This window comes from Bacillus inaquosorum KCTC 13429, assembly GCF_000332645.1.
Classification (GTDB): Bacteria; Bacillota; Bacilli; order Bacillales; family Bacillaceae; genus Bacillus; species Bacillus inaquosorum.
Window position 1 is genome coordinate 278,254 of record NZ_AMXN01000002.1, and the last position, 25,379, is coordinate 303,632.

At 42.1% G+C, this 25,379-nt stretch carries 30 protein-coding genes and 1 pseudogene; 13 read left to right on the plus strand and 18 right to left on the minus strand.

All coding sequences use genetic code 11. The features are described 5' to 3' along the window. Positions 1-40: 40 nt before the first annotated feature. The gene (gene sigZ / locus BSI_RS15115) at positions 41-577 is read right to left on the minus strand and encodes an RNA polymerase sigma factor SigZ (protein ID WP_003237261.1); all 537 of its coding nucleotides are present in this window, start codon (positions 575-577) and stop codon (positions 41-43) included. A 134-nt stretch (positions 578-711) separates the two neighbouring features. Between sigZ and BSI_RS15110 the strand changes: the two genes are divergently transcribed. After that, positions 712-1,692, plus strand: coding sequence for an aldo/keto reductase (locus BSI_RS15110; RefSeq protein WP_003237263.1), 981 nt, complete (start codon positions 712-714; stop codon positions 1,690-1,692). A 160-nt stretch (positions 1,693-1,852) separates the two neighbouring features. Here BSI_RS15110 and csn read toward each other — a convergent pair whose 3' ends face one another. Next, complete coding sequence (gene csn, locus BSI_RS15105; RefSeq protein WP_003237265.1) at positions 1,853-2,689, minus strand: chitosanase; 837 nt, start codon at positions 2,687-2,689, stop codon at positions 1,853-1,855. A 445-nt stretch (positions 2,690-3,134) separates the two neighbouring features. On the opposite strand from csn, the gene BSI_RS15100 reads away from it, so the two are divergent. Beyond that, positions 3,135-3,398 (plus strand): CD3324 family protein, encoded by a 264-nt coding sequence (locus BSI_RS15100; RefSeq protein ID WP_003237267.1) that lies wholly within the window; start codon positions 3,135-3,137, stop codon positions 3,396-3,398. A gap of 136 nt (positions 3,399-3,534) precedes the next feature. Further along, positions 3,535-4,359, plus strand: a complete 825-nt coding sequence (locus BSI_RS15095; protein WP_003237269.1) for an alpha/beta fold hydrolase — start codon at positions 3,535-3,537, stop codon at positions 4,357-4,359. A 122-nt stretch (positions 4,360-4,481) separates the two neighbouring features. Here the strand turns inward: BSI_RS15095 and BSI_RS15090 are convergent, their stop codons facing one another. The 4 genes from BSI_RS15090 to BSI_RS15085 all read right to left on the minus strand — a co-directional run bounded on the left by BSI_RS15090 (position 4,482) and on the right by BSI_RS15085 (position 7,257). Beyond that, complete coding sequence (locus BSI_RS15090) at positions 4,482-5,357, minus strand: DMT family transporter (RefSeq protein ID WP_003237271.1); 876 nt, start codon at positions 5,355-5,357, stop codon at positions 4,482-4,484. A gap of 313 nt (positions 5,358-5,670) precedes the next feature. After that, positions 5,671-6,231, minus strand: a complete 561-nt coding sequence (locus BSI_RS0120875) for a sugar O-acetyltransferase (RefSeq protein WP_032731897.1) — start codon at positions 6,229-6,231, stop codon at positions 5,671-5,673. Between the two features lie 258 nt (positions 6,232-6,489). After that, the gene (locus tag BSI_RS0120880) at positions 6,490-6,846 is read right to left on the minus strand and encodes an SH3 domain-containing protein (protein ID WP_014664754.1); all 357 of its coding nucleotides are present in this window, start codon (positions 6,844-6,846) and stop codon (positions 6,490-6,492) included. A gap of 51 nt (positions 6,847-6,897) precedes the next feature. Then, entirely contained in the window at positions 6,898-7,257 is a 360-nt protein-coding gene (locus BSI_RS15085; RefSeq protein WP_003237274.1) for an SH3 domain-containing protein, read from the minus strand. A 437-nt stretch (positions 7,258-7,694) separates the two neighbouring features. Between BSI_RS15085 and BSI_RS15080 the strand changes: the two genes are divergently transcribed. From BSI_RS15080 to BSI_RS15060, 5 genes are read left to right on the plus strand one after another with little or no spacing between them, the layout of a single operon-like run. Further along, positions 7,695-7,940 carry a hypothetical protein gene (locus tag BSI_RS15080; RefSeq protein WP_003237277.1) on the plus strand — a complete coding sequence of 82 codons (246 nt, stop codon included), beginning with the start codon at positions 7,695-7,697 and terminating at the stop codon, positions 7,938-7,940. Positions 7,941-7,957: 17 nt separating this feature from the next. Next, positions 7,958-8,326, plus strand: a complete 369-nt coding sequence (locus BSI_RS15075) for a spore coat protein (protein ID WP_003237279.1) — start codon at positions 7,958-7,960, stop codon at positions 8,324-8,326. Positions 8,327-8,344: 18 nt separating this feature from the next. Beyond that, the gene (locus BSI_RS15070) at positions 8,345-9,481 is read left to right on the plus strand and encodes a zinc-dependent alcohol dehydrogenase (protein WP_003237281.1); all 1,137 of its coding nucleotides are present in this window, start codon (positions 8,345-8,347) and stop codon (positions 9,479-9,481) included. A gap of 19 nt (positions 9,482-9,500) precedes the next feature. After that, on the plus strand, positions 9,501-9,698 hold the full coding sequence (locus tag BSI_RS15065) for a hypothetical protein (RefSeq protein ID WP_003237284.1): 198 nt from the start codon (positions 9,501-9,503) through the stop codon (positions 9,696-9,698). A gap of 15 nt (positions 9,699-9,713) precedes the next feature. Further along, the gene (locus tag BSI_RS15060) at positions 9,714-10,013 is read left to right on the plus strand and encodes a spore coat protein (RefSeq protein WP_003237286.1); all 300 of its coding nucleotides are present in this window, start codon (positions 9,714-9,716) and stop codon (positions 10,011-10,013) included. Positions 10,014-10,189: 176 nt separating this feature from the next. On the opposite strand, the gene BSI_RS15055 is transcribed toward BSI_RS15060, so the two are convergent. Then, complete coding sequence (locus BSI_RS15055) at positions 10,190-10,468, minus strand: HPr family phosphocarrier protein (RefSeq protein ID WP_003237287.1); 279 nt, start codon at positions 10,466-10,468, stop codon at positions 10,190-10,192. A gap of 35 nt (positions 10,469-10,503) precedes the next feature. Then, positions 10,504-11,484 (minus strand): aldo/keto reductase, encoded by a 981-nt coding sequence (locus tag BSI_RS15050; RefSeq protein ID WP_003237289.1) that lies wholly within the window; start codon positions 11,482-11,484, stop codon positions 10,504-10,506. A gap of 165 nt (positions 11,485-11,649) precedes the next feature. Between BSI_RS15050 and BSI_RS15045 the strand changes: the two genes are divergently transcribed. Beyond that, positions 11,650-12,552: an AraC family transcriptional regulator gene (locus BSI_RS15045; protein ID WP_003237293.1), complete on the plus strand. Its 903-nt coding sequence runs from the start codon at positions 11,650-11,652 to the stop codon at positions 12,550-12,552. A gap of 177 nt (positions 12,553-12,729) precedes the next feature. Here the strand turns inward: BSI_RS15045 and BSI_RS15040 are convergent, their stop codons facing one another. Continuing rightward, positions 12,730-13,143, minus strand: coding sequence for a MerR family transcriptional regulator (locus BSI_RS15040; RefSeq protein ID WP_003237296.1), 414 nt, complete (start codon positions 13,141-13,143; stop codon positions 12,730-12,732). A 78-nt stretch (positions 13,144-13,221) separates the two neighbouring features. Further along, positions 13,222-13,629 carry an aldehyde stress transcriptional regulator AdhR gene (gene adhR, locus BSI_RS15035; RefSeq protein WP_003237298.1) on the minus strand — a complete coding sequence of 136 codons (408 nt, stop codon included), beginning with the start codon at positions 13,627-13,629 and terminating at the stop codon, positions 13,222-13,224. 179 nt (positions 13,630-13,808) lie between these two features. Here adhR and BSI_RS22980 point away from each other — a divergent pair. The 4 genes and pseudogenes from BSI_RS22980 to yraA all read left to right on the plus strand — a co-directional run. Further along, positions 13,809-14,102, plus strand: a pseudogene (locus tag BSI_RS22980) (carboxymuconolactone decarboxylase family protein); the annotation flags it as partial. 45 nt (positions 14,103-14,147) lie between these two features. Continuing rightward, positions 14,148-14,543 (plus strand): cupin domain-containing protein, encoded by a 396-nt coding sequence (locus tag BSI_RS22985; RefSeq protein WP_225514261.1) that lies wholly within the window; start codon positions 14,148-14,150, stop codon positions 14,541-14,543. A gap of 165 nt (positions 14,544-14,708) precedes the next feature. Continuing rightward, positions 14,709-15,758: an NAD(P)-dependent alcohol dehydrogenase gene (locus tag BSI_RS15025; RefSeq protein ID WP_003237302.1), complete on the plus strand. Its 1,050-nt coding sequence runs from the start codon at positions 14,709-14,711 to the stop codon at positions 15,756-15,758. 149 nt (positions 15,759-15,907) lie between these two features. Next, positions 15,908-16,417: a cysteine protease YraA gene (gene yraA, locus BSI_RS15020; RefSeq protein WP_003237304.1), complete on the plus strand. Its 510-nt coding sequence runs from the start codon at positions 15,908-15,910 to the stop codon at positions 16,415-16,417. Between the two features lie 99 nt (positions 16,418-16,516). Here the strand turns inward: yraA and sacC are convergent, their stop codons facing one another. The 8 genes from sacC to BSI_RS14985 all read right to left on the minus strand — a co-directional run bounded on the left by sacC (position 16,517) and on the right by BSI_RS14985 (position 25,332). Continuing rightward, positions 16,517-18,550 carry a levanase SacC gene (gene sacC / locus BSI_RS15015; RefSeq protein ID WP_003237308.1) on the minus strand — a complete coding sequence of 678 codons (2,034 nt, stop codon included), beginning with the start codon at positions 18,548-18,550 and terminating at the stop codon, positions 16,517-16,519. Then, positions 18,483-18,626, minus strand: a complete 144-nt coding sequence (locus BSI_RS22675; protein ID WP_119914074.1) for a hypothetical protein — start codon at positions 18,624-18,626, stop codon at positions 18,483-18,485. Before BSI_RS22675 ends, sacC begins: the two co-directional genes overlap by 68 nt. A gap of 84 nt (positions 18,627-18,710) precedes the next feature. Continuing rightward, positions 18,711-19,538, minus strand: coding sequence for a PTS fructose transporter subunit IID (gene levG / locus BSI_RS15010; protein WP_003237310.1), 828 nt, complete (start codon positions 19,536-19,538; stop codon positions 18,711-18,713). Between the two features lie 21 nt (positions 19,539-19,559). After that, positions 19,560-20,369 (minus strand): PTS fructose transporter subunit IIC, encoded by an 810-nt coding sequence (levF, locus tag BSI_RS15005; RefSeq protein WP_003237312.1) that lies wholly within the window; start codon positions 20,367-20,369, stop codon positions 19,560-19,562. Between the two features lie 16 nt (positions 20,370-20,385). Next, complete coding sequence (levE, locus tag BSI_RS15000; RefSeq protein ID WP_003237315.1) at positions 20,386-20,874, minus strand: PTS fructose transporter subunit IIB; 489 nt, start codon at positions 20,872-20,874, stop codon at positions 20,386-20,388. Beyond that, positions 20,874-21,314: a PTS fructose transporter subunit IIA gene (gene levD, locus BSI_RS14995; protein ID WP_003237317.1), complete on the minus strand. Its 441-nt coding sequence runs from the start codon at positions 21,312-21,314 to the stop codon at positions 20,874-20,876. Before levD ends, levE begins: the two co-directional genes overlap by 1 nt. Before the next feature lie 190 nt (positions 21,315-21,504). Next, positions 21,505-24,312 carry a transcriptional regulator LevR gene (gene levR, locus BSI_RS14990; protein ID WP_003237321.1) on the minus strand — a complete coding sequence of 936 codons (2,808 nt, stop codon included), beginning with the start codon at positions 24,310-24,312 and terminating at the stop codon, positions 21,505-21,507. A 393-nt stretch (positions 24,313-24,705) separates the two neighbouring features. After that, complete coding sequence (locus tag BSI_RS14985; RefSeq protein ID WP_003237323.1) at positions 24,706-25,332, minus strand: hypothetical protein; 627 nt, start codon at positions 25,330-25,332, stop codon at positions 24,706-24,708. Positions 25,333-25,379: the final 47 nt, after the last annotated feature.

Here is a 25,379-nt window from a genome sequence, read left to right on the forward strand (position 1 = left end):
CTGGCAGCGGATGGCCAATTTCATTAAAAAACTGACTTTGTTAGTCAGTTTCCTTTACAATACGAAAGTCTACGATATTTCCATATCGATCGGCTTCAATATGACAGCATCCTTCAAGCAGTTGTTTTAATTTTCCCCGTCCGCGTTGTACCCTTGATTTTGCGCCCGAGTAAGAAATGCCGAGCTTTTCACTTAACTCCTTTTGTGATAACCCTTGAAATTCAGTCAGTTCGAGCGCCTCTCGATACTTTTCCGGCAACCTTTTGATGGTCGAGCGAATACAACCCGCTGCTTCTTTAGTGAAATTTTCTTCCTCTGCATTGTCATCAAAATGCAGAGGGTCAGGCAGTATTTCACTTGATTTTTTTGTGCGATAAAAATCAATAATTGTATTTCTAGTAATCTGATAGATCCAGCTATGAATCTTTTGTTCATCAATCAGATTTGGGAGATGAACTTGTATTTTCATAAATACGATTTGCAATATGTCATCAACCATAGATTGATCGTTAACCCTATGCGAAATAAATGTTTTTAACGGCTGGTGAAATTGATCCCATAGATCCTCAATATTCATTTGAAAAAACCTCCTATTATTTTTGCGTCTGCTTTACGTTTGTATCGTCTTTGTAATCGTAACAGAGAATGAAACAATTGTTGAATCAATTGAATTGCAGCTGTTGCAAAAAAAATGATGAGGAGAGATTTGTTATGGAATATACCTTTTTAGGAAGAACAGGATTGCGGGTGAGCCGTTTATGTTTAGGCACGATGAATTTTGGAGTTGATACAGATGAAAAGACGGCGTTCCGTATCATGGATGAAGCGCTCGATAACGGCATTCAATTTTTTGATACTGCCAATATTTACGGCTGGGGCGAAAATGCAGGTTTGACAGAGAGCATCATTGGAAAATGGTTTGCACAAGGAGGACAGCGCCGCGAGAAAGTCGTTCTGGCGACAAAAGTATATGAACCGATTTCTGATCCGAATGACGGACCAAATGATAGGAGGGGGTTGTCTCTATACAAAATCAGACGCCATCTGGAAGGATCGCTGAAGCGGCTTCAGACGGATCATATAGAATTATACCAAATGCATCATATCGATAGGCGGACGCCGTGGGATGAGGTATGGGAAGCTTTTGAGGCTCAGGTTCGCTCCGGCAAAGTAGACTATATTGGATCCAGTAACTTTGCAGGCTGGCATTTGGTTAAAGCGCAAGCTGAAGCTGAAAAACGGCGATTCATGGGACTCGTCACTGAACAGCACAAGTATAGTTTATTAGAACGTACAGCTGAGATGGAAGTGCTGCCGGCTGCACAGGATCTTGGTTTAGGGGTAGTGGCGTGGAGTCCCCTTGCAGGAGGACTTCTTGGCGGGAAGGCACTGAAAAGCAATGCCGGAACCCGTACAGCAAAAAGAGCAGATTTAATCGAAAAACATCGCTCACAACTCGAGAAATTTTCAACTTTATGCAAAGAACTAGGAGAAAAAGAAGCAAACGTGGCTTTGGCATGGGTGCTAGCAAATCCAGTTTTAACTGCGCCGATCATCGGACCAAGAACGGTTGAGCAGCTGCGTGATACGATAAAAGCCGTTGAAATCAGTCTGGATGAGGACATTCTCCACATGTTGAATGATATCTTTCCCGGACCTGGAGGAGAGACACCTGAGGCTTATGCCTGGTGATTCTTTCATGATCAATAACTGACATTTTTCTAAAATCTTTATGCTGAACAATCATATATAGGAAAGACAAGAGCTTGTTTGTCTCTTGTCTTTTCCAAATCATGCGAAGAATTCTGACTAAACATCGACAAGAAACGCTGCCGCTTTATTCACTCAATGCTTATTTGATTACGAAATTACCGTATTCGTTTGAGCGAACATGAATCGGTCCGTTTAAATTATAGTTGTTCTCCTTGGCGATTGAGCGAAGCACGTCCACACGGGCAACCGATTCTCTCCACTCATCACGGGTGTCAGGATCTGCCGGATTCATCAGGTCGTCATATCGCACATCCAGGAATTTATTTAACCATTTCTTCTCATCAATCCCGTCTTTAGGTGAACCGCCCGCTTTTTTGTTCGTGCGTTTGATCAAGGCATAAAAGGAGTCGGGGTCATCACCATCGCCATGCTGAATAACTGTATCGTACATCACAGCTCTTGCCAGTGCCGTTTTCAGTCCGGCATGATCGGATCGTTTCATGGCAGGCTGATAATACAAGCTGTCATTTACTGCGTCTTGAGCAGCGCGGAAGTCCTTATCATTTCCAAGCGACTCCCAGGCGGAAGCGAATCCCTTGAGATTGCTGATGTCATCGCTTTCTTCCTTGGCCAGACGACGCAATTCAGGCAGGTACTTTTTCAGTTTGTTATTCGGTACCGCCTTTGTGTATACTTCCACTACTTCCAATGCATCCCCGGTAGCTGTTGTAAAGCCTGCCCGTCCGCATGTATAGCCTCTTCCATCATTCAATGGCTCGACATATCCGTATTGGATCTCCGTCGTGCCGTTTTCAAAGATACTGGTCAGCTGTTCTGCCCGGCGTTTTTGATCCTTATTCAGTCCCGCCGCAAAAACCGTTTCACTCATCATCAGGGTAAAAAACATGATGAAAACAAGTGATGAAATCGCTGCTTTCTTCCAGAAACCCGCATTTTTCTTCAAACTGATTTTCATTCGATTACCTCCTTCTAAATATTGTAAATACAGACACAGTATACATCAAGGAGCTGCTCTATTGTTGAAAATACATCGTTTTGTCAATATTTTGAATCTAAAGTAATAATAAAAAGCTTTCGGCTTGAATCTTACTCTTTTTTTATTGCCAATCAGCCTTAGCCCCTCTCTCTAGGAAAAGCCCTTTTGCTACAACTTTATTTAACAAAATGCAATAAGGCTTTAATCTATTTTATAATGGAAATGATCATCGAATAGTTGGGAGGTGATGAAAATGGCAAGTAAGATAAGAATGCTAGATTCCGCAACGTCCCATGCAAAGCCTATGATTGGAAAGGCGATACTTTGCATGGGGTAGACTTTCTAAAAGATCGCCCAAGTAAGCTTTTCTGATATAGTGGCTTTGCACCTTATTTGGCTATAAAAAAATAAGGAGCTGGCAGATATGGCATATGTAAAAGCAACCGCTATTTTACCTGAAAAGCTGATATCGGAAATTCAAAAGTACGTTCAAGGAAAAACAATATATATCCCTAAGCCTGAAACCTCTCATCAAAAATGGGGTGCGTGTTCAGGAACAAGAAAGCTAATCGATGACAGAAACACTTCTATTAAACAAGCATTTAAAAACGGCAAAACAATTAATCAATTATCTGATGAATATCACCTCTCTACTGAAACAATAAAAAAAATTGTCTACTCTAAATAAACAAAACGGAAGCACTGATGAAATGTAATCAGTGCTTTTGATATGGCGAGTTTGTTTCTTAGTTATTTCCTGCATATGATATCATTGGCCAATTGTGTAGAGTTAAGGGAGATGAGAAGAAAGGAAGGATTTACAAATGAATATAGTAAACAATGGAACATTGCAAGTACCTGGAGCGAACATCCACTATAAGTTGCGTGGCACAGGTCCAATCATTCTTTTGATTCATGGCGGAGGCGGTGATGCCGACAAGTTCCATCATGTTGCAGACCATCTGGCTAACTGGTACACGGTCGTTACTTACGATCGCCGAGGCCATTCCCGCAGCAATCTCGCCAATCAGACTGAGGATTACCGTGTGGAAACACACAGTGATGACGCCCACCGTCTTCTAGCCAAACTCACCAACAAGCCGGCATACGTATTTGGAAGCAGCTCCGGCGCTGTTATCGGGCTTGATCTGTGCATACGCCATCCCGAACAGGTAAGTGTCATGATCCCTCACGAACCAGTCTTATTGCAGTTTTTAAATGGAAATGAGCTGAAACAAGCCAAGCAATTCATGGAAGACCTTAAGAAAAATCACCGAAATGAGGTCATTACATTATTGTCAAGTTTAGAAACAAACGAACAATCAAAGGATGTGCTGGCAGAGCGGCTTCTCGGTAATTCAACGTATTTCACTGAATATGAAATTCAGGGAATTCTCAACTATACATTAGATATCGAAGCATTAAAGATGGTGTTTACATCTGCTCCGATGAAGGTACTCCCAGCTGGCGGAAGTGCTTCACGGGATTTTTTTCCTTATCGTTGCGCAAACGCCTTAGCGGAACATTTGGAAACAGAAATTGTTGAATTTCCCGGAAACCATGCAGGTTATAACACAATTCATCATAAAGAATTCGCTGAGAGGTTACACGATATGTTAGAAAATAAACATAGGACCATGTACAACTAACTCAGATTATCGGAGAATTTCACAGGAGCGTTTTTTACTCTTTAGCTATTTTTGTTATATGATCTTAAAATAAAAAAGAAACCTTTGGACTTTGTGAATCCGCAGGTTTCTTTTTTATTCATCTACTTTTTTTCCCGGATAACTAATAGCACACCAACTAGAATCAAAGTTGAACCTGCCCAGAAGGTTCCGCCTATACGTTCTCCTAACAAAAGCCATCCGAGCAATGTTCCAACGAGAGGCTGAAAAAAGAAAAATAAACCTCCACTTGATGCATTCAGCATTTGTAATCCGCGATTCCAAAGTATAAATGCACAAGCTGTTGAAACAATCCCCAAGTATAATAGCCCGCCCCATATTGTCGGATGAGCCAGCTGCGAGAAATGAACTTCATTTACGTTCATCCATACAAAAGGAGTCAAAATAATCATGGCAACCAAGATTGAGTAAGTTGTCACCACAATGGGAGAATAATGATTTGGAACACGTTTTAAAAGAACAGACATCAGCGCCCATGTTAAAGCAGCAATTAGCAGCGAAATTCCGCCCATTTGATTCGTCATGTCAATGTGACCGTTCCCTAAAATCATTAAAACGCCGATAGTCGCCAAAGCCACAGATATTCCCTTTTTTACATTCAACCGTTCTTTTAGCAAAAGCCTAGCAAAGATCACCATAAATGCAGGTGTGGAAGAAGTAATAATGGCTCCCATTTGTGCAGATGATAGATTAGTGCCAACTTCCTGTGTAACGATTGAAATTGTATTCCCAATGATCCCAATGGCTATGATTAACAAAAGGTCACGTCTGTGAATTCGCCAGGATAGCCTTTTTACCAAACCGATAATGAGCAATGCGAGAATTGCTACTGCATATCGCATCCATACCAGCTCTAATGGGGGTATAACCGATACGACAACCTTTACGACAACATACATACCACCCCAAATGCTGGCGGCTAAAGCCAAATATATAGAACCTAACAAAGTGTTTTTCATTTTTGCACCCTCCGTTTTTCATTTAGGTCAATAAATGCCCCTAACGGAGAGAAGTAGTCACCTTACTCCACTAAGGGCGGAGAAGTGCTACTGGTACATCATTTTCAAATAATGGAGCCCAGAACATGTTTATTCACCTCTGTCAAAAAATGAAGGTATTGATAGTTTAAAAGAAAAACGTAATGAAGTAAATGAGAGAATCTAATCTGCTTGCCAGTTAAATCATAATTTCTTCGTATTTATGTTTTACCTTCTATACGTTTTTTTGTCATTAAAAAAACATGATGAGTTTTTTGAGGATATACCCTATCAGCTATTCTACAATCCGCTTCAGTATCTTCGCAGGATTTCCACCCGCCACGACGTTATCTGGTACATCCTTTGTGACAACTGCACCCGAAGCGATTACAACATTATTGCCGATTTTTACCCCTGGGTTAATAACAGCTCTCCCGCCAATCCAGACATTATGACCGATTATGACTGGAATTCCGTATTCCGCTCCCGATATTCTTGTATGTGCATGGAGCGGGTGAGTCGCAGTATAAATATGAACTCCTGGTGCAATAAAACAGTTATCCCCTATTCGAATCTCATGAACGTCAAGAAACACACAATCAAAATTAGCAAAGAAATTTTCTCCAACGTGTATGTTGTAGCCATAATCACAACGAAATGTCGGCTCTACGTAAACATGTTCCCCAGTAGAACCAAACAATTCTTTTAATAAACGGGTTCTTTTCTTGCTATCCGTTTCAAGTGAATCATTAAAAATTCTAGTTAATCTTCTAGCATTCATTCTTTCAATTCTTAATTCAGGGTCGTCTGCGTTGTAAAGTTCGCCATCTAACATTTTTTGCTTTTCAGTTTTCATGATGTAATCTCCTTAGCCTTTTCACTATTCATACTGCTATATTCTAACTTGTATATACAAGTTAGTTCAAGTTTTCAGAGTACCGATAACATGTTTTTTATGCTCAAGCCTCTCCTTGATCTGCTTATTAAACGTCTCAGCTGTTCTGGCAAATCCAAAAATATAAACATAAAAAACCATACCGATAATACTTGGTATGGTTTCTTTAAGTAGGCCACCTAAGAGAGGGCCTATCTCAATATTACTTTTGATCCGAAGTTAATTGCATTTGTAACCGACAGGGCCGTCTGAACCTGTGTACACATATGTGTCAGAAACATATCCAATATTCACGATCCCCCGGGAATCTTTCCACTGGATTTGGTCCCAAATATTACTCGTTCCATACTTCCCAGTAACAGTCGTTCCATAAGCGTAACAATAGTAAGGAACACGCGAGCCGCTAGGAATGGAAAGCATAATAGGATAGTTTGTACCTGGACCGCTGCGCATATTTACAGGCGCACCGCTGCTTGTTGAAACAGTAAAGTACTGAACGGCAAGTGCTTGACTGGAAAAAATGAATAATGATGCAATCATAACGGTTAACATACTCAGCATTTTCAGTTTAGTCAATGTCATCCCTCTTTCTTCAATTCCTTCATTTTAAGAATGATAGAACATATGCTACCAGCTGCATTTAGGAACAACCGGACCGTCTGAGCCTGTATACATATATGTATCAGAGACAAATCCAGGAACGATCTCCCCGCTGGCAAGCGTCCGCTCTGTGTAATTCCAAATATTACTCGTTCCATACTTTCCAGTTACAGTTGTACCGGTTTTGTAGCAATAGATCGGGATGCGGGTTCCGCTCGGAATAGTCGTTACGATCCCCCAACTTGTACCTGGGCCGCTGCGCATATTTACAGGCGCACCGCTGCTTGTTGAGACCGTATAATACTGAGCGGCAAGTGCATGGCTAGAAAAAATGAGCAATGATGCAATCATCACCGTTAGTGTACTTAGCGTTTTTAATGTCTTCACCTTATATCCTCCCCCTTAAATGTCGTGCGTTTGACTTTCTTACATCCAGTTAAGGAAAAACCGCGCCCCCTCTCTCTGCCATATATTTATCAATGTACCATAAACTAGATCTTTCAAAAGTGGAATTATTCCTATGTTTTCGACAAAAAACTCGTGACATCGTGCATTTTCAAAATTTGCAAATATGACCTATCCATTTTTAATGAGACAAGGCAGTAAATCACTTTTTTGTGATCATTTCATTAAATGTACAACAGAAGCTGTTTAATTAGAAACGAGGATAAACGTCACTGCGTAAAAGCGCTTTGTGTGTTTGATGAGAATAAAGCGACTTGTGACCATTCCGAATATGCCATTTTTATCGGAGAAAAGTTCTTTCTGTATGCTTCATCTTATTTTCGGGAAATGTAACGTTGATTAAAGGAGGGTAATTAAAGATGGATCATCAAACATTAGCTGCTCACGAGGCTGTAGACTTACATGAAATCGTTAACTTTAAAACACTTTGTGTAGCGAAATCGAAATTAATGCAGGGACTTGTGTTTGACCAAGACCTTAAGGACTTGATGCAAAAAGATGTGCAGCAATCCATTCAAGACCTTACTGATTTACAAGCGGTTTATGAGCGTGCGCCATTTCAAGCCCCCGTCCCTCAAAGCCGTCCAACGCCAATCATCAATTGAAAGGAAGGTAAGCCCCTTTGAATCATGATCACTTAGACCCAATTAATTCGCTAAATGTGCCTGAACTTGCAGATACCACATTTGCGATGGATTTTCTTATTCGAGCAAAAGAAGGCGTGAGGAATACTGCTGTTGCCTTGACTGAAACCGCATCACCAGATGTAAGAGCTTTGTTGCGGAAGCAGCTGATGCAAGGAATCGCGATGCACCAAGAAATTACGGAACTGATGATAAGCAAAAAATGGTTCCATCCATATGAACTAAGCGAACAGTATAAGTTGGATCAGCTCTCTGCAAAAAACACGATCATGGTCGGCAACATGAACCTCTTTCCTGAGGACACAAATCGAAAAGGGATGTTTGACCGGACACCTGATGAACACTAACACTGGAGGTTTTACAGCATGAAGGCAGTAACGTATCAAGGCATTAAAAATGTTGTTGTCAAAGATGTGCCAGATCCAAAGATTGAAAAGTCCGATGACATGATTATAAAAGTCACAAGTACAGCCATTTGCGGATCAGATTTACATTTAATCCATGGATTGATTCCTAATCTGCAAGAAGACTATGTTATCGGCCATGAACCGATGGGAATCGTGGAAGAAGTTGGACCAGGGGTTACACAGGTGAAAAAAGGTGACCGCGTCATTATTCCTTTTACTATCGCCTGCGGTGAATGCTTTTTTTGTAAAAACCAACTGGAAAGCCAATGTGATCAATCTAATGACAATGGAGAAATGGGCGCCTATTTCGGCTATTCAGGGCATACCGGCGGTTATCCAGGCGGGCAGGCAGAATATTTAAGAGTGCCGTTTGCGAATTTTACCCATTTTAAAATTCCTGAAACCTGCGAGGAACCCGATGAAAAATTAAGCGTAATTGCGGATGCCATGACCACCGGCTTTTGGAGTGTTGACAATGCCGGGGTAAAAGACGGCGATACAGTTATCGTTCTCGGCTGCGGACCAGTCGGCCTGTTTGCTCAAAAGTTTTGTTGGCTAAAGGGCGCAAAACGCGTCATAGCAGTTGACTATGTAAACTATCGCTTACTGCATGCGAAACGAACAAACAAAGTAGAAATCGTTAATTTTGAAGACCATAAGAATACAGGGAGTTACTTGAAGGAAATCACCAAAGGCGGAGCGGACGTTGTCATTGACGCTGTTGGGATGGATGGGAAAATGAGCGACCTCGAGTTCCTTGCCAGCGGATTAAAGCTTCATGGCGGAACGATGAGTGCATTGGTCATTGCTTCCCAGGCCGTTCGAAAAGGAGGAACGATACAAATTACAGGTGTGTATGGCGGCAGATATAACGGTTTTCCATTAGGTGATATTATGCAGCGAAACGTCAATATACGCTCTGGACAAGCCCCAGTGATCCACTATATGCCATACATGTTTGAATTAGTGTCGACAGGTAAAATTGATCCGGGAGACGTTGTAAGTCATGTCCTGCCGCTCAGTGAAGCCAAGCACGGCTATGACATTTTTGATACCAAAATGGATGATTGTATAAAAGTTGTGTTAAAACCTTAAGAAAACGGAGGTGACGGGAATGGAATACGCCTTACACGAAGTGCTAGAAGTCCAAGAAATGACTGCATTTAAGACACTTTGTTTAACGAAATCCAAAACAATGAAGGCGCTGGTGTCTGATCCGAAGCTTAAAGCAATCATGCAGCAAGACGTTGACATCACCACACGGCAGCTGCAGGAATTTGCCTCTATTTTATCTAATGCAAAGCATGAATGAGGAGATGAGTGAATAATGAATCCTATCATTGAATATCTGACCGGCATGAATGTTCTAACAGACCAAATCATCGCCATGGACTTATTGATTGCAGCAAAAAACGGAGTCAGAAATTATGCGATGGCCGCAACGGAAGCGGGAACGCCTGAAGTGAAAGAGATCCTTATCCGTCATTTAGAGGAAGCCCTCGATATGCACGAACAAATCTCAAGCTATATGATGGAAAAGGGCTGGTACCACCCTTGGAATACAGACGAACAAGTCAAGCTGAATTTACAAAATATTGATACGGCGATTCAATTGCCAACCCTTTAACGGACAATGATTGATTTGCTGAGGAACAGTCTTGATTGACCATAACTGTGCCTCAGCTTCTGTATGGTAAAAGTTGAATCGTAATGAGACTGGCAATAATAAGGCATCATTTTCATCAGTTTTTGTAACAGTTCCTTTAGTTTTTTCGGCTTCTTCTTCTTTTGGGAACCGTTTTTTTAACTCTTCGTGAACCCGCTTCTTCCCAGCTGGTCTTCTATCGTTTGCAAGGCCTGTTCCTCGTCAATCCCTTCAGCTCTGATTTGAATGTGAGTTCCAGGTGTAATGCCTAATGACATCACATCAATAAGGGACTTTGGCGGTTTTTTCAGATTAACGCATTTCTTCTGATGTAGAAGAAATACGTGAGAATGAAACTTGCAGGCTGCACGAACCAGCAAGGTTGCTGCACGGGCAAACCCTGTACTTGCAATAATTGTATACTGTTTTTCAATCATGCTCCCATGCTCCTTATCCCCATAGTAACGGCATTTTAATGGTGGCCGACTATCGGATGGGGTACATATGGTTCTTCTAAAAGCGCGATTTCTTCAGATGTTAACTTAACAGATAGAGCTCTGACAGCATCTTCGAGGTGGGACATTTTCGTAGCACCAATAATAGGAGCTGTTACTGGTTCCTTCTGCAGCAGCCAAGCAAGCGCGATATGGGTTCGGGAAACTCCGTGTTTTTCTGCGATTGCCGCAAGCCGCTCCACGACCAGCCAGTCAGCATCAGCAGTCGCATCGTATTTGGATTTCTGGATTTGATCGGTTTCGGAGCGATGCGTTGTTTCAGACCATTCACGTGTCAATCTTCCAGATGCGAGCGGGCTGTACGGAGTCACTCCCATTTTTTCTTCTTTGCAAAGCGGCAGCATTTCCCTCTCCTCTTCTCGGTATATCAGGTTTAAGTGATTCTGCATCGACACAAATTTGGTCCATCCATTCTTCTCTGCAACATGTAACGCCTTCTGGAACTGCCACGCATACATCGCAGAAGCGCCAATATACCTTGTCTTCCCGGCCTTCACCACATCATGCAATGCTTCCATCGTTTCTTCAATGGGTGTATGGTAATCCCAGCGGTGGATGATGTAAAGGTCTACATAGTCTGTTCCCAGTCTCTTAAGACTTTTATCAATTTCACTCATGATCGCCTTCCGTGAGAGGCCGGCACCATTTGGGCCCTCATGCATTCGCTGATGGACCTTCGTCGCAAGCACGATTTCATCTCGATTGGCATAATCCTTTAACGCTCTGCCAAGTATTTCTTCACTTGCTCCCATTGAATACACATTCGCCGTATCAAAAAAATTGATGCCAAGCTCAAGTGCTTTTTTGATGATGGGGCGGCTCTTTTCTTCATCGAGTACCCATTGATGAACCCACTTTTCTGCTGCACCAAAGCTCATACACCCCAGACAAAGCCTGGAGACATCTAAACCCGAATGTCCAAGTTTTACATAATCCATTTCTTGAGTCCCCTCTTTCCTTTTATCTGCTTCTCATTATGCAATGAATGCAAAAGCAGCCGTTATCCCATTTGTATCAAATGATTGCCTAATCCTCTCACAGCCAATGACACCACTTGCAAACAAGCATTATAATGAAAAATATCAAGTGAAGGAGAATGACGTATGTCTGTACGAATAGCCCAACAACAGGAAGAGCTTGCCGAACTCATTGAACGTTATTCATGCCGGGACGGTGTTCACAAGACTGCTGTTCCGTCTTTATTTTTCATCAGTGAATCTCATGCTTCCGAACCGGTTTATAGCGTTTACAAGCCATCATTTTGTGTGATTGTTCAAGGTGAAAAAGAAGTATTACTTGCAAAGGAGCGCATGAGGTACAGCCCTGCTGATTACCTTGTTGCATCTGTTAACTTGCCGGTTGCCGGGCAAGTGATAAAAGCCTCATGTGATGAGCCTTATTTGGCTCTTAAGCTAGAATTTACTCCGAGCCAAGTCTTAGAGGTTTTAAGTGATTCTGACTTTCAAGCAGGGCCAAAAAAACACACGGAGAGGGCAATGTTTGTCAGTAAAATAGAGCCAGCTTTGCTGGATGCAGTTCTCAGGTTAGCCTTTTTGCTGGACACCCCGAAAGACATCCCGGTACTTGCCCCTATATTTACAAAGGAAATTCTCTATAGGGTTCTGCAAGGGCCGCACGGACGAACTCTGGAGCAAATTGCGATTGAGGAGAGCTATACCTATCGAATCAAAGATGTCATCGAACACATCATGAGGGAATTTGACCGGCCCCTTCGAACTGAGGAGCTTGCAGATATAGCGAATATGAGTGTTTCCTCCCTGCACAGGCACTTTAAAACTGTGACAGCTATGAGCCCGATTCAGTTCCAAAAACAGCTGAGACTGCAGGAAGCCAGACGCCTGTTATTAACGAAGTCAACAGATGCCGCAGATGCTGCATTCCGGGTCGGCTATGAAAGCCCATCACAATTCAGCCGTGAATACTCCCGCATGTTTGGTTTTCCGCCTAAAGAAGATATTAAACGGCTGAGGGGAAGATCTGACTAAATGAGCAACGGGGATTTATATTTTTTAAAGACCATACTAACTGTTTTTTTGATAGCTAAAGTAAGTTTTCGACTTAACGTCAAATATAAAAGCTGCTTTCCTCCTCATTCCTAAACAATAAAGGCTGAAGAGATTTTTTATTTTTAAAAATCACCTTCAGCCTTAAACCATTTGTTTTTATGGCTTTCCCTCTTCATTTGGATAAAGGACAAACTCATATTGATCCCCCTTTATCTGGTCCTTGTAGAATTCAATCTTACGGTTTAATACATGCAGGTTTTGCTGTAAAGCTTGAATTTCTAATTCTACAAAGTGCTTACGCTTTTCAAGTAAATGCATCCTATCATGAATCGTTTCATCACCCATTGCTCGCCATGTTGTATATTGTTTTAGCTCTGTCATCGACATTCCTGAATCTTTCAAATGGAGCAAAAACCGCACCCAGCCGATATCATGATCCGTAAATTCCCGTATATTATTCTCATTTCGATGAGGAGTCAGGAGCCCTTCCTTTTCATAATACCTGAGGGTACTTGTTGTCACACCGATGATGTTTGCAAATTCTCCAATGGAATAAGGAATCGTAACCACCTCTTTTGGTATGATTTCTTGCGGGGTAAATTTTTATTTTTATCCTGCCCCCTCGGACGCAAAGAATGCTATCTTGGGTCACTTATCCTGAAGACTTTCCGTTTTTGGCCTGCTTTTGAGCCGAGCCTCATTTTCACGCAATTTCCCATCATAATCTTCAATTTTTGTATCTAATCTTTTAATTGTTTCATCAATTTCTTTTCGCTTCTCTATCAGCCGCTGTCTTTCATCAGCCAGGATATTTTTGCGGGCTTTTACCGTACGATCTCCTTCAGTAAATAACGTTGTATATTCAATTAACGCTTCTATTGATAGGCCCGCATTTCGCATGCATTTAATGAATTCAATCCATTTGATATCTTCTTCATCATAATCGCGAATGCCGCTTTCTTTTCGTTTTACCGGCGGGATCAATCCGACACGTTCGTAATATCTGAGTGTCGCCGCTGTCAGGCCAAACTGCTTGGCTACCTGCGCAATATTCATACTCTTCACCTCACTGTCCTGTATGTTTTGAAGGTAACACTTAAAGTTAACTTTAAGTCAAGCATCAAACAAGTTTTAGCTGCTGAACTTTTTTCAAAAACCAGAACTTGCCTTAAAGCACACTTTAAGCTCTATACTTCTCCATGCAATAAAAACAGTTTAGACGGAGGGATTATTGTATGGCAAAAAAACAAACTGCTGGACGAGATATACTAGGAGAATTTGCGCCAAAGTTTGCTGAACTTAACGATGATGTCCTGTTCGGTGCCATTTGGGCAAGAGAGGAAGAATTGTCTCCGCGCGATCGCAGCATGATTACAGTTTCTGCGTTAATTGCTGGAGGAAACATCGAACAATTAACTCCGCACCTTCAAAAAGCGAAGGAAAACGGATTAACAAAAGAGGAAATTGCAGAAATCATCACTCACCTCTCGTTCTATGCCGGATGGCCCAAAGCTTGGTCAGCATTTCATATCGCAAAAGAAATCTTTAAAAATGAAAAGAAAGAAGGTCAACTGATGACATTTGATCAATTAAGCAACAGCACAATCTTTCCGTTAGGTGAAAAAATTGAAGCGAACTTTATCGGGGATGCATATTTACAAATGATATTTACCGATGAGACGCCCCTCAATGCCTCAATCGGGAATGTCACTTTTGCTCCGGGAGCCCGCAATCACTGGCATTCTCATAAAGTTGGGCAAGTTTTGTTAGTGACAGGCGGTGAAGGCTGGTATCAAGAAGAAGGAAAATCAGCTCAATTACTCAAAACTGGAGATGTCATCAATATTCCGCCCCGTGTAAAACATTGGCACGGTGCGACGAAAGACAGATGGTTTGTGCACTTAGCCATTACGCCGGGGGAAACGGATTGGTTAGAGCCTGTTCATGATGAGCTGTATCATACCTTATAAAATTGTTCTCGTTTTGCGTTCAGCAATTGAGATGAAGTTTTTTCAAAAAACCCCTTGCCTTAAAGCGGACTTTAAGATTTATCGTTATGTTGAAGACACCATAAAACATAAATTAGTGCATGTTTTTTATTTACATCACTTATGTTGAAGAAAGGATAGGTTCATATGTGTAATCAACATCAAACCCGTGTATTACGCGTATCACATGCAAAAGCTAAATTTGAACAAACAACGATTGAGCGAAGAGAATTACGGCCGCATGACGTTTTAATCGATATTCAATTCAGCGGTATTTGCCATTCCGACATCCATAGTGCATTTGATGAATGGGGCGGTGGCATCTTCCCAATGGTGCCCGGGCATGAAATTGCCGGGGTTGTCGCAGCTGTTGGGACAGAAGTGACGAAGTTTGCTGTCGGGGACCGCGTCGGTGTCGGCTGTTTTGTTGACTCCTGCGGAGAATGCGAATACTGTCTCAGCGGTGAGGAACAGTTCTGCACAAAGGGTGTTGTTCAAACTTACAACTCACTAGACTACGATGGAAATCCGACGTATGGCGGGTACAGCCAAAAAATCGTAGTCACTGACAGATTTGTTGTTAGAATTCCAGACAGTTTGGAAATGGATGTTGCCAGTCCGCTATTGTGTGCAGGCATCACAACTTATTCCCCGCTGAAACACTGGAATGTTGGGCCTGGTAAAAAGGTTGCCATCGTAGGCGTGGGCGGTCTTGGACATTTGGCAATTCAATTTGCACATGCAATGGGTGCAGAGGTAACCGTCCTGAGCCGTTCCATGAATAAGAAAGAGGAAGCTCTGGAACTTGGGACAGATCATTACTTTGCAACAAGTGACCCAGCTACATTCACTGCATTAGCCGGGCGGTTTGACGTAATCTTAAATACAGTATCCGCGAATCTTGATGTAGATGCCTATTTATCAATGCTTCGTATAGACGGAACACTTGTAAATGTCGGTGCACCTGCCGAGCAGGACACATACAGTGTGTTTTCCTTAATCATGGGCCGCCGCAGCCTAGCAGGTTCTCTTGTCGGCGGAATTTCAGAAACTCAAGAGATGCTGGATTTCGCCGCTGAGCATGGCATCGCACCTAAAATCGAAGTGATCCGCGCTGACCAAGTGGACGAAGCATACGAACGTATCCTCCGAAGCGATGTCAGGTATCGGTTTGTGATTGATATTTCCACATTATAAGTCTAAAAAATGGGTTAGTCCTTCCATGGGCTGACCCGTTTTTATTTAATGGACCTCACAGAAAAAGATCTCCTTAAGCAAATGTTTTGAAGGCCGGTCAATCTATCTGTTATCCTATAGGCATAGAGAGGTTATAGGAGGGTTTTTATATGAGCAAAAAAATTGCAGTTCTCGTTACAGACCAATTCGAAGATATCGAATATACAAGTCCGGTAAAAGCATACGAGGAAGCTGGCTACAGTGTCGTAGCTATCGATTTAGAAGCAGAAAAAGAAGTTACCGGGAAGCATGGCGAGAAAGTAAAGATCGACAAAGCAATCTCTGATGTGGATGCTAGTGAATTTGATGCACTTTTAATTCCTGGGGGATTCTCTCCGGATTTGCTTCGTGCAGATGACCGTCCGGGTGAATTTGCTAAAGCCTTTGTCGAAAATGAAAAACCTGTTTTCGCTATTTGCCACGGCCCGCAAGTATTGATTGATACGGATCTTCTGAAAGGCAAAGATATCACAGGCTACCGCAGCATCCGCAAAGATTTAATCAATGCCGGCGCAAACTACAAAGATGCAGAAGTAGTCGTCAGCCACAACATTGTCACAAGCAGAACACCTGATGATTTGGAAGCATTTAACCGCGAATCATTGAATTTGTTGAAATAATGAGAAGGCACAGACCGTTTGGGTCTGTGCCTTTTTTCAAGAGAAAATGTTGCAAGTCAGGGAATTGAACTTGATATGTCACATGAAAATCCCCCTATTTTAGGACCCCTTGTTTACATTCTGAAAGACAGCAGTCGCATCCCACACATTCAAGCCAAATTGACCTTCTGAGAATGTGGAATCATTTGCATCGATCACAAGACGATCATCTAAATAGATTTTAAAGTGACCGCCTTGTGCTTCAGTTTTCAGATGATACTTTTTATTTACGTCTATCGGCGTTTTGTATTCGGCAATGACAGAAGCAACACCGTTCTCAAATTTAAAGAATTTCACCAGGTCATGCTTCGCATCCACGTTGGCAAGATAACCGTTTTTGGCATCTTTGTCAGAGCGGAACATAAGCGCTCCTGCCCCTCTTCCGTTTCCATCCTTAATGGTGATATCAGATTCATAGGTGAAGTCTGATCCGGATGCTGAAGACAAGATAAAGGAATCGCCGTCCGACCTCCCTTGTTTCCCCTCAATTGTGTCGGCCCACGTGCCATTTACAGTCGTCCAGCCAGTCAAATTAGAGATAAAAGGCGACGTTCCCCACACCTTTTTTAAAGGATATATCGTTAAAGATTTTAGCTTTACACCTCCATTTTCAGCATATAATTCAAGACCTTTGCTTGATCTATCCGGGAGAATGATATCGGTTATGACCTGCTGTCCGTCATTCCCAAATACCTCAACTGAAGAGCGGTCGACAAAAATGCGCATCTTTATGTTTCCATTTACCGGCTTTAGCGGAGCTGTTTGTATCCCAGTGTTAAATGTTGGATTAAAGGTGACGTTTCCCGATTCGCTCCGGTCAACGAACAGTTTGGTGTTCTTTCGGTCATAGCCGACTTTCGTGAATTGATTTTCGCCTGTTCGAACCTTAAAACCAAATTCAGGAGCTGAACCTGGAGATACTTGAAATTCTGCATGTAATTCATACGCATCTCCAGACAGGCCTGCTAACACATTTTGGCTTGCGGGCGATATGGTCTGATTCTTCCACTTCTTAGAGGTCCCGCGAATGGTTTGCAGCTCTTTTACTGGTGTTTGGACGACCCTAACTCCCCCGGTAAGCGTTTTCAATTTTAACTCTCTTGGAATGGACGCTGCACTTCTCCATGGGGATGTAGGAACATCATTCGCATATTGCCAATTGCTCATCCAGCCTAACCAAAGCCGCCGGCCGTCTGAGGACGGAATATCGGACCAGGATACAGCCGCATAAAAGTCTTTGCCGTAATCTGTCCAGAGAACTTTGTCTGACGGATTTTCGTTTTTAAAATGTGTTCCATCAAAGTCCCCTACGAAATACTGCATGCCTGATCCTCCCGAGACTGCTCCGTTTCCTACACTGACCTGCATCACCCATTTTTTTTGATTCGGGTTTCCGTCTACCGGAAGCTCAAACAAATCTGGGCATTCCCATACTCCCCCATGGCTTCCTTGTCCCTGGCCAAACTCACTTGCATAAGTCCACTGCTTCAGATTTTTGGATGTATAAATAAGGATTCGGTCACCGGCCGCAAGCAGCATCACCCACTTATTTTCTTTTTCATACCAAAAGACTTTTGGATCGCGAAAATCTTTTTTTCCCGGGTTCGGAATGACAGGGTTGCCTGCGTATTTCGTCCATGTTCTTCCTTTGTCATTGCTATAAGCAATGCTTTGCACTTGATGGCCTTCCCGATCCTGTGTATAAATGGCCACAAGCGGCTTCTCTTCGCCTGTCTGAAAACCGCTTGTGTTATTCCTATCTACAACTGCGCTTCCGGAAAAGATCGTGCCTTTTTCATCCGGATACAGCGCAACAGGAAGGTGCTTCCACGTAACCAAATCTTTGCTCACGGCATGCCCCCAATGCATGGGGCCCCACTGCATACCGTATGGATGGTATTGATAGAACAAATGATATTCTCCAGCATAATAGACCATTCCGTTTGGATCATTCATCCAGTTTGCCTCCGGCGTGAAATGATATTGAGGACGATAATCCTCATCATAGTAGCTTGAATCGGCTGCCTCAGCTGGAAATGCCAAAGTGAACAGCAGGGTGAACATGATGACGACTTGAATAAGTCTTTTTTTCATTTGTTTCTTCGCTCCTCTCTTCATGTTTGAACAATTTCAAGAGAGACTGCTGCGCAAGTTGATCCGTTTCTGGCACTCTTTCTCTGTTTCGCTGCTATCTGAATGATTCATATATGAAAAGACGCCTGCAGTTTCCCTCTTCTTTCTTACGTCACACAGCTTATGCTAAGAATCCAGCCCAATACCCAAGAATCCCGATGATAAAGATGCCGCATATAATGAGAAGAGGATTCACCCCTTTGCGCAGCATCCACGCCACCAATAACGTTAATCCGAGAGGCAGCGCACCCGGCATGATGCTGTCTAATATATTTTGTACGGTTTGAACATCCACTTTTCCGCTTTCATCCTTAATCCTGGACACAACGATTGGAATGTTGATGGTGGTCCATTTGGAAACGAGAGCTCCCATTACAAATAATCCGAGAATCGAAGCACCTTCTGTAAGCTTTTGAATGCGATTCCCCGCTAAATCCTGAAGAATCTCCATTCCCTTTACATAGCCATACTTTAATCCATAATATTTTGTGCTTAACCTTATGGCATTCAGCAAGAAGAAGAATAGCAAAGGGCCGGCAATGTTTCCTCCTAAAGCAAGTGATGCCCCTAACGCTGCTAAGACCGGACGAATCGTTCCCCAGAAGATCGGGTCGCCTACACCCGCTATCGGGCCCATCAAACCGATTTTCATTCCGCTTATTGCTTTTCCATCAATTCCTTTATTGTTCGCCATTTCTTCTTCCATGGCTGCCGTCACGCCAAATATAGGCGCTGTCAGCCACGGATGTGTATTAAACCATTCCAAATGCCGCTGCAATGCTTCATTTCTTTTCGCTCCGGGACCGTACAATTTTTTGATCGCCGGTATCATGACATAGCAATATCCCATGGCCTGCACACGTTCGAAGTTAAAGGAGCCGAGCAAAAAATTTGAACGAATAAACATGCTGAAAATTTCTTTTTTCGTTAATCGTTTTTCTTTCTCCATCTTTTCATCACCCCTCATTGTTTAGGCATCAAGATCGTCATCATCGTCATCATAAACAGCAACATTCCCACTGTCTGAAGCGGCGGCCACCGCTCCGTGCGCGTTATGTCTTTGCATCACCTGCTGGTATAAAAGCGCCAGACAGAGACCAAGTGCTCCAAATCCTACTAAGTTGAAATCGGTAAACGCCGCTAATAAAAATCCAATATAGAAAAATGGCTTTAAGTAAGGGATATTCATCATATTGATCACCATGGCATATCCGACTACAACGATAATGCCTCCGCCTATTTGCAGCCCTTTTGTAATGACATCTGGAATATTTCCAAGGAACGCCTGAACAGCGCTGACACTAATCAAAGCTACAATCAATGTAGGAATCATGACGCGCAGCGCTTGAAACACCATCGCGGTAATATGCATAATTTCAATTCCTTTTATATTCCCTTCTTTTGCATATCGATCAGCGCGATGAATGAAAAAGACAGTGATCGTCCGCACAAAAATAGTCAGCGCCTGACCCGCAGCTGCCAAAGCAACAGCGACAGCAATGCCTTCGCCAATTCCCTGATCAGCGGTAATGACTAAAATGGTTGAGATGACAGAGGCGATCGCTGTATCAGGCGCCATGGCAAGGCCGACGTTCATCCAGCCCAGCGCCATCAGCTCTAGTGTGCCTCCGAGAATAATGCCTGTTTTTAAATCCCCAAGCACCAAACCGACTAGCGTGCAGGCCACAAGCGGCCGGTGTGTCTGCCCTTCATCCAATACACTTGCGATGCCGGTGATTGCTGCAATGATTAACAACAAAATAATTTGTAATGAAGACATATTCTCATCCCCTTGATTATTTTGTTACGTTCCGTAAAATCTGTACAAAGTCCTCGCTGGCATCTGAAGGCAGCTGCCTCAATTCCAGTTTCACACCCAGGTCACTTAATGTTTCAAACGCCTTTATGTCTTGTTCTGTGACACTGACTGATTTTGTAATTTGCCTGCGATGATTTTCAAAACGCATTCCCCCGACGTTTACGGTTTTGATCGGCACGCCTGCTTCTATAAGCGATACAATATCGGATGGATTTTCAAACAAGAGCATTGCCGTTACCCCTTCATAGCGCGGACTATGAAACGCTTTTGCCATTTTTGAAACCGAAACGGCACTCGCCTTTACATTTGAAGGCGCAACAGAAAGGATCAGCGTTTTTCTCATTTCGTCCTGTGCAACATCATCGGAGACAACGATGATTCGGTCTGCCGCATGGACTTTAATCCACCTTGTCAGGATTTGGCCGTGAATAAAGCGGTCATCAATTCTTGCTAACACAATGTTCATCACAATTCATCCTCTCTTGTTTCTTGATTGGCTGTTTTCACTTTTTCTAAATGTTCACTGCACACTTGAAAGCTTTGCTGACTCATTGTTTTTAAGTTGTTCAGCAAATCTTTGAGAGTCACATGTTCTCTCAGGCTTAATACCTCCAGCAGAATCGGCAGGTTTACGCCGGCTGCCATATCCATTCTTTGATCCTCAGCAATGAAGGAAGCTGCCGCGTTATATGGGGTCCCTCCAAAAATATCAACTAAAAATAGCACTTCATTTTCTTCCGGAATGTCTTTGAGCGCCTGATGATATTTTTCTTGCAGCGTTTGAATGCCTTCTCCTTTAAAAAACGGCACTGCGATCAGATTATTTTCTTCACCGAATATCATCCCTGAAGATTCTTTTAATGCTATGGGAAAATCTCCATGGCCACTGATAATAACTGAAATCATATCCATTGCTCCTTTCTTTGTTTTGTACATCCATTTATAATGCAAGGATCGTGCCAACATAGTTGTGTTAAGCGTTTTCATTTAAATTTCAGCCAATGACAGTCTGCTGTTGAAACACTTGAGATCAAAAAAATAAACCTGTATTAAAATGGCGTTCCATTTAATACAGGTTCACTTGAAAAAACCGCTTTTAAAACAGCTGGCCATGCACTTCTTCAGCGAATATGGCGGCAATAAATAATTTTTCATCATCACTTATGCGAAGTCCAAGCTTTTGTTCATATGGGGCTAATGTCCGCTCTGTCACGTTAAACATTTCTTTCAGCTGATCATTTATTTCTTCTTCCTCTGAGAAAGCAATCGGATTCTGCTTAATTACCCTTTCAAAAGCGAAAGCCGTATGCATGATGACTTTGATCAAAACTGCATTATTGAAAATGACTCCCAGCTCATCCTGAACGGTTTGCAGCCACTCTAATAACATTTCAATAATATGGTGAGGGTTCAAGAAGACAAGATACTTTTTCAAGCTATCCTCGCAAAGCTCCCTGACAATGATATTTGCTCCGTTTAATCCGCTGCTTAACGGAATGCTGACTTTTGTAATCGCCTGTTGAATCAGCTTCTCTCCCTCCCCTTCAATTAACACTTCTAAAGATACATGCGGAGCATTGATTTTAGGGTCTTTCGTTCCGACTGTCGCAAGGATCTCATACTCTTTTTCAATTTCTTTAATGCTGTTTGCCAATTTAATGGATGAAACGGTCAGTATGTGAATCGGGGTATCGGAGGCCTTGTTGACGATCGTTGTCAGGATGTCTTCCAGCTTTTTGGCCGTTCCGCTGCCTGTCGTGCAGATGGAGACCAATGCCTTCTGTTTGCCGGATGCCGCTGGCTGCCGCTCCCATAACTCGATAAAATCTTTCGTGACCGATTGATATATTGCATGCAAATTTAAATTCAAATAGTTCACCTTTCTGACGGCATCCAGCACCATTGAGGTTGTAACATTGCTGATTGTTTTGACGGCAATGCCTGTCTTTTCCTCCAGCTTGCTTTCCAGCATTGCAAGTGACCCCATGTCTACCAGCATTAAAACACCTTCGCCTTCATCAACGTGTTTCATTTTTTCCGCCAAGCATTCGATAATTTCCGAAGGTGAAACAGTAAGCGGCATATCAACTGCTGCGATTGGAGTGCTGCCTAACAGTTCTGTTGCGACTTCCACCATTGAACTCGCCGTGCTGTTTCCATGAGCAGCCACGATAATCCCCACTCTTTTGTTCTCTTTTAACGATTTGATGGAATGAATCAGCATCGTTAAGTAGATGACTTCTATTTCCGGAATGGCGACTTTAAAATATTCCTGAATTTTATCTTTAAAAATCATCGCCACCCGATATTCTTTCACATGAGTCTCACGGATTTCATCAGTCTCCTGTGTATTTAAAACATCAATTTGCTTTCCACGCTTTAAAAAAGCGTCAATATGCATACTCAAAAAATAAATAAATTTACGGTCAAATGAGCAATCAAGCTCATGTTCAGCTATTTCTTTTAATTGTTTTGTCATTTGAATCACGTCGTCTTCAACGAATGTCAGCAGGCTGTCCTTTTGAAACGCCCGGTGTTGAAAAAAACTTCTGACATGCAAATGGACATCAGTCAAGATGTATTGGTTAATATCCTTTTTAGATAATCCTTCTTTCATGAGGGTTTTCACTTTTTCCTCGATCAAATGATACAAGTTAAATGAGAGGTCTTCGTCAATTTTTGTTGTTTCATCTTCTACAATCGGAGATATAATCGTTGTAATATTGACATATTCAGAAATGGCTTTGCTTCTTTGCATGTTTTTGCTGCTGGACATCCATTCTTGCTTGATTTCATCTGGCAGATCCCGGACAGTCAGTTCAATAACCTCATCTCGGTCAAGGTTGTGCAAAAATCCGTGTGCGCAAACTAACTGGACATTTGATTTCAGCTGCCCCACATTCCCAAATTTTGCAGAATGAATAAGCGCATTATAGACATCTATGTGCACACTCAGATTTTTCTTAATTCGCTCTGCTTCTTTCCCTAATAAAAACGTCGTCAGATCCACTCTTTCTTTAAGCGATCGTTCTTCAAGCGAAGGAATATGAATGGTCATTGGGATTCTTCGCAAAAATGTTTTCAATAGTGCAGAACTCGGATTTTCTGTAGTAGCGCAAATAAACAATACGTTCGATGTTCGTTTATGTTCAGATTCTCCAAGCCGGTTATAAGAACCGCTGTCAATAAAATAAAACAGCATTTCTTGTCCCTCAGGAGGAAGACGGTGGATTTCATCCATAAAAAGAATGCCCCCATTGGCCTGTTCGACTAAACCAGCCTTATCCTCCCCTGCGCCTGTAAATGAACCTTTTTTGTGCCCGAATAATTGAGAAAGCAATAATTGAGGATTGTTGTAGTAATCTGCACAGTTAAATGTAATAAACGGTGCGCCCGCCTTCAAAATGTCAGAGTAAATGGCAAACTGGTAAATCCGGTTCGCAAAAAGGGATTTACCGGAACCTGTAGGCCCTAAGAGGAGCATATGCAGACCGTTTGGCGGATAAAAGACAGCTGCTTTTGCCTGGGAAATTGCTTTCTTCAAACTGCCTTTTGCCCCAATCATAAGTTCTAGAGGATTCGTGGAAATATGTTGATGATTCTGTTTTGGATTCCCGGAAAACGGCTCAAGGTCTTTCACTTCCATCATCTCTGTATCCCATTTCTTGTTACATAACCTTTCCGCTATTTCGACTGGGATGTATCGTACAGGAAACGTTTTAATTTTTATGACCTTTTTGGACCGAACGAGATTGTTCAATTCAAAACTGACATTGGACCGCTCCATTTTCAGCTGCTCAGCAATTTCCTTTGCTGAATTCCCCTGTACTTTTAAAAGATGATCTAAGCTGGAGTCATGAAAATTATGCATGAGCTGAAGGTATATTTTATCTATTCTTTTCACGTCTATCATCCTTTGTCCTTATTAGATAAGCCCTTAACAAGAATATTCCGAATTTTTATGGCGGACAGCCTTGAAATTATCTATTGATACACTTCCAGAAAGGTCTTTATAGCAGATTGACATACTGACCTTTTATGCCTATGTGTTTATCACTTCGAATCATTTATATTTCATATTAGTATTTTAGATTCGCAGTTCTTCAAGCCTGCGCCCCTTCCAAAGTAATAATCAGTAAACAGTTTATCATTCTTCTGGAACGTAATGATGGCAAAATCATGAATGACAAAAAACAAAACTTATGAACCAGGACAAACTTCCCAAAATACATTCCCATCCATGACATCAATTGAATAACAAAAAAAGGCAGACACTTTATGTGTCCGCCACAGTGATTCACAATAAAAAATCAGGATTCAGCAGCTGCTCGATCTTTCTCTTTTCATTGTGCAAAACTTCTCCATCCTTACAATACATCTGGAAGGTCAATGAATCTGTAAACATAAAAACTTTATCTCCATCAGCAAAGAATAAATAATGATAATTCCTTGCAGCCATCTTGCCCAGGATTGAAAAATCACCGATATGATCGATTTGATATCCCCTGCAGTTTTCAATCAAAGTGGGCGTAAGACCATATAATCCGTTACCTATTAAAAAAGCCTTGTACGCTTTATAAGCATCAGCAAACTCATCATCCATTATATCGTCCAGATGACATTCTCCCTCCCAGTCATTACTTAGAAATGGCGTAACAATCGTTAGTCTGAAAGTTGATAGATAAGGAGATATCCATTGAAAAAATAGATCCTCCATATGGACCCACTGTTTTTTTGAGATTTTTATGTTTGAATACGGATTCTCGACTGAGTCAAAACCGAATGATTGATTAAAATCTTTTATGATAAGCATATTCTCCGGGAAACCAATCATGATGCGATGTTTATTATTCTCATGATGCTCCCAATCAAAAAACTGGTATTCAGATAAGATAGTCAATAGCTGTGCTGTTTGTAATTTCATTCTACGCCCTGCCTCGTGTCATACATTTCGCCTGTATCCTTATAAAT

Bases quoted from the DNA above. Each gene is read 5' to 3' on its own strand.
- sigZ (WP_003237261.1), bottom strand. From the start codon at position 577: ATGAATATTGAGGATCTATGGGATCAATTTCACCAGCCGTTAAAAACA.
- BSI_RS15110 (WP_003237263.1), top strand. From the start codon at position 712: ATGGAATATACCTTTTTAGGAAGAACAGGATTGCGGGTGAGCCGTTTA.
- csn (WP_003237265.1), bottom strand. From the start codon at position 2,689: ATGAAAATCAGTTTGAAGAAAAATGCGGGTTTCTGGAAGAAAGCAGCG.
- BSI_RS15100 (WP_003237267.1), top strand. From the start codon at position 3,135: ATGGCATATGTAAAAGCAACCGCTATTTTACCTGAAAAGCTGATATCG.
- BSI_RS15095 (WP_003237269.1), top strand. From the start codon at position 3,535: ATGAATATAGTAAACAATGGAACATTGCAAGTACCTGGAGCGAACATC.
- BSI_RS15090 (WP_003237271.1), bottom strand. From the start codon at position 5,357: ATGAAAAACACTTTGTTAGGTTCTATATATTTGGCTTTAGCCGCCAGC.
- BSI_RS0120875 (WP_032731897.1), bottom strand. From the start codon at position 6,231: ATGAAAACTGAAAAGCAAAAAATGTTAGATGGCGAACTTTACAACGCA.
- BSI_RS15080 (WP_003237277.1), top strand. From the start codon at position 7,695: ATGGATCATCAAACATTAGCTGCTCACGAGGCTGTAGACTTACATGAA.
- BSI_RS15070 (WP_003237281.1), top strand. From the start codon at position 8,345: ATGAAGGCAGTAACGTATCAAGGCATTAAAAATGTTGTTGTCAAAGAT.
- BSI_RS15065 (WP_003237284.1), top strand. From the start codon at position 9,501: ATGGAATACGCCTTACACGAAGTGCTAGAAGTCCAAGAAATGACTGCA.
- BSI_RS15060 (WP_003237286.1), top strand. From the start codon at position 9,714: ATGAATCCTATCATTGAATATCTGACCGGCATGAATGTTCTAACAGAC.
- BSI_RS15055 (WP_003237287.1), bottom strand. From the start codon at position 10,468: ATGATTGAAAAACAGTATACAATTATTGCAAGTACAGGGTTTGCCCGT.
- BSI_RS15050 (WP_003237289.1), bottom strand. From the start codon at position 11,484: ATGGATTATGTAAAACTTGGACATTCGGGTTTAGATGTCTCCAGGCTT.
- BSI_RS15045 (WP_003237293.1), top strand. From the start codon at position 11,650: ATGTCTGTACGAATAGCCCAACAACAGGAAGAGCTTGCCGAACTCATT.
- adhR (WP_003237298.1), bottom strand. From the start codon at position 13,629: ATGAATATTGCGCAGGTAGCCAAGCAGTTTGGCCTGACAGCGGCGACA.
- BSI_RS22985 (WP_225514261.1), top strand. From the start codon at position 14,148: ATGACATTTGATCAATTAAGCAACAGCACAATCTTTCCGTTAGGTGAA.
- BSI_RS15025 (WP_003237302.1), top strand. From the start codon at position 14,709: ATGTGTAATCAACATCAAACCCGTGTATTACGCGTATCACATGCAAAA.
- yraA (WP_003237304.1), top strand. From the start codon at position 15,908: ATGAGCAAAAAAATTGCAGTTCTCGTTACAGACCAATTCGAAGATATC.
- sacC (WP_003237308.1), bottom strand. From the start codon at position 18,550: ATGAAAAAAAGACTTATTCAAGTCGTCATCATGTTCACCCTGCTGTTC.
- levG (WP_003237310.1), bottom strand. From the start codon at position 19,538: ATGGAGAAAGAAAAACGATTAACGAAAAAAGAAATTTTCAGCATGTTT.
- levF (WP_003237312.1), bottom strand. From the start codon at position 20,369: ATGTCTTCATTACAAATTATTTTGTTGTTAATCATTGCAGCAATCACC.
- levE (WP_003237315.1), bottom strand. From the start codon at position 20,874: ATGAACATTGTGTTAGCAAGAATTGATGACCGCTTTATTCACGGCCAA.
- levD (WP_003237317.1), bottom strand. From the start codon at position 21,314: ATGATTTCAGTTATTATCAGTGGCCATGGAGATTTTCCCATAGCATTA.
- BSI_RS14985 (WP_003237323.1), bottom strand. From the start codon at position 25,332: ATGAAATTACAAACAGCACAGCTATTGACTATCTTATCTGAATACCAG.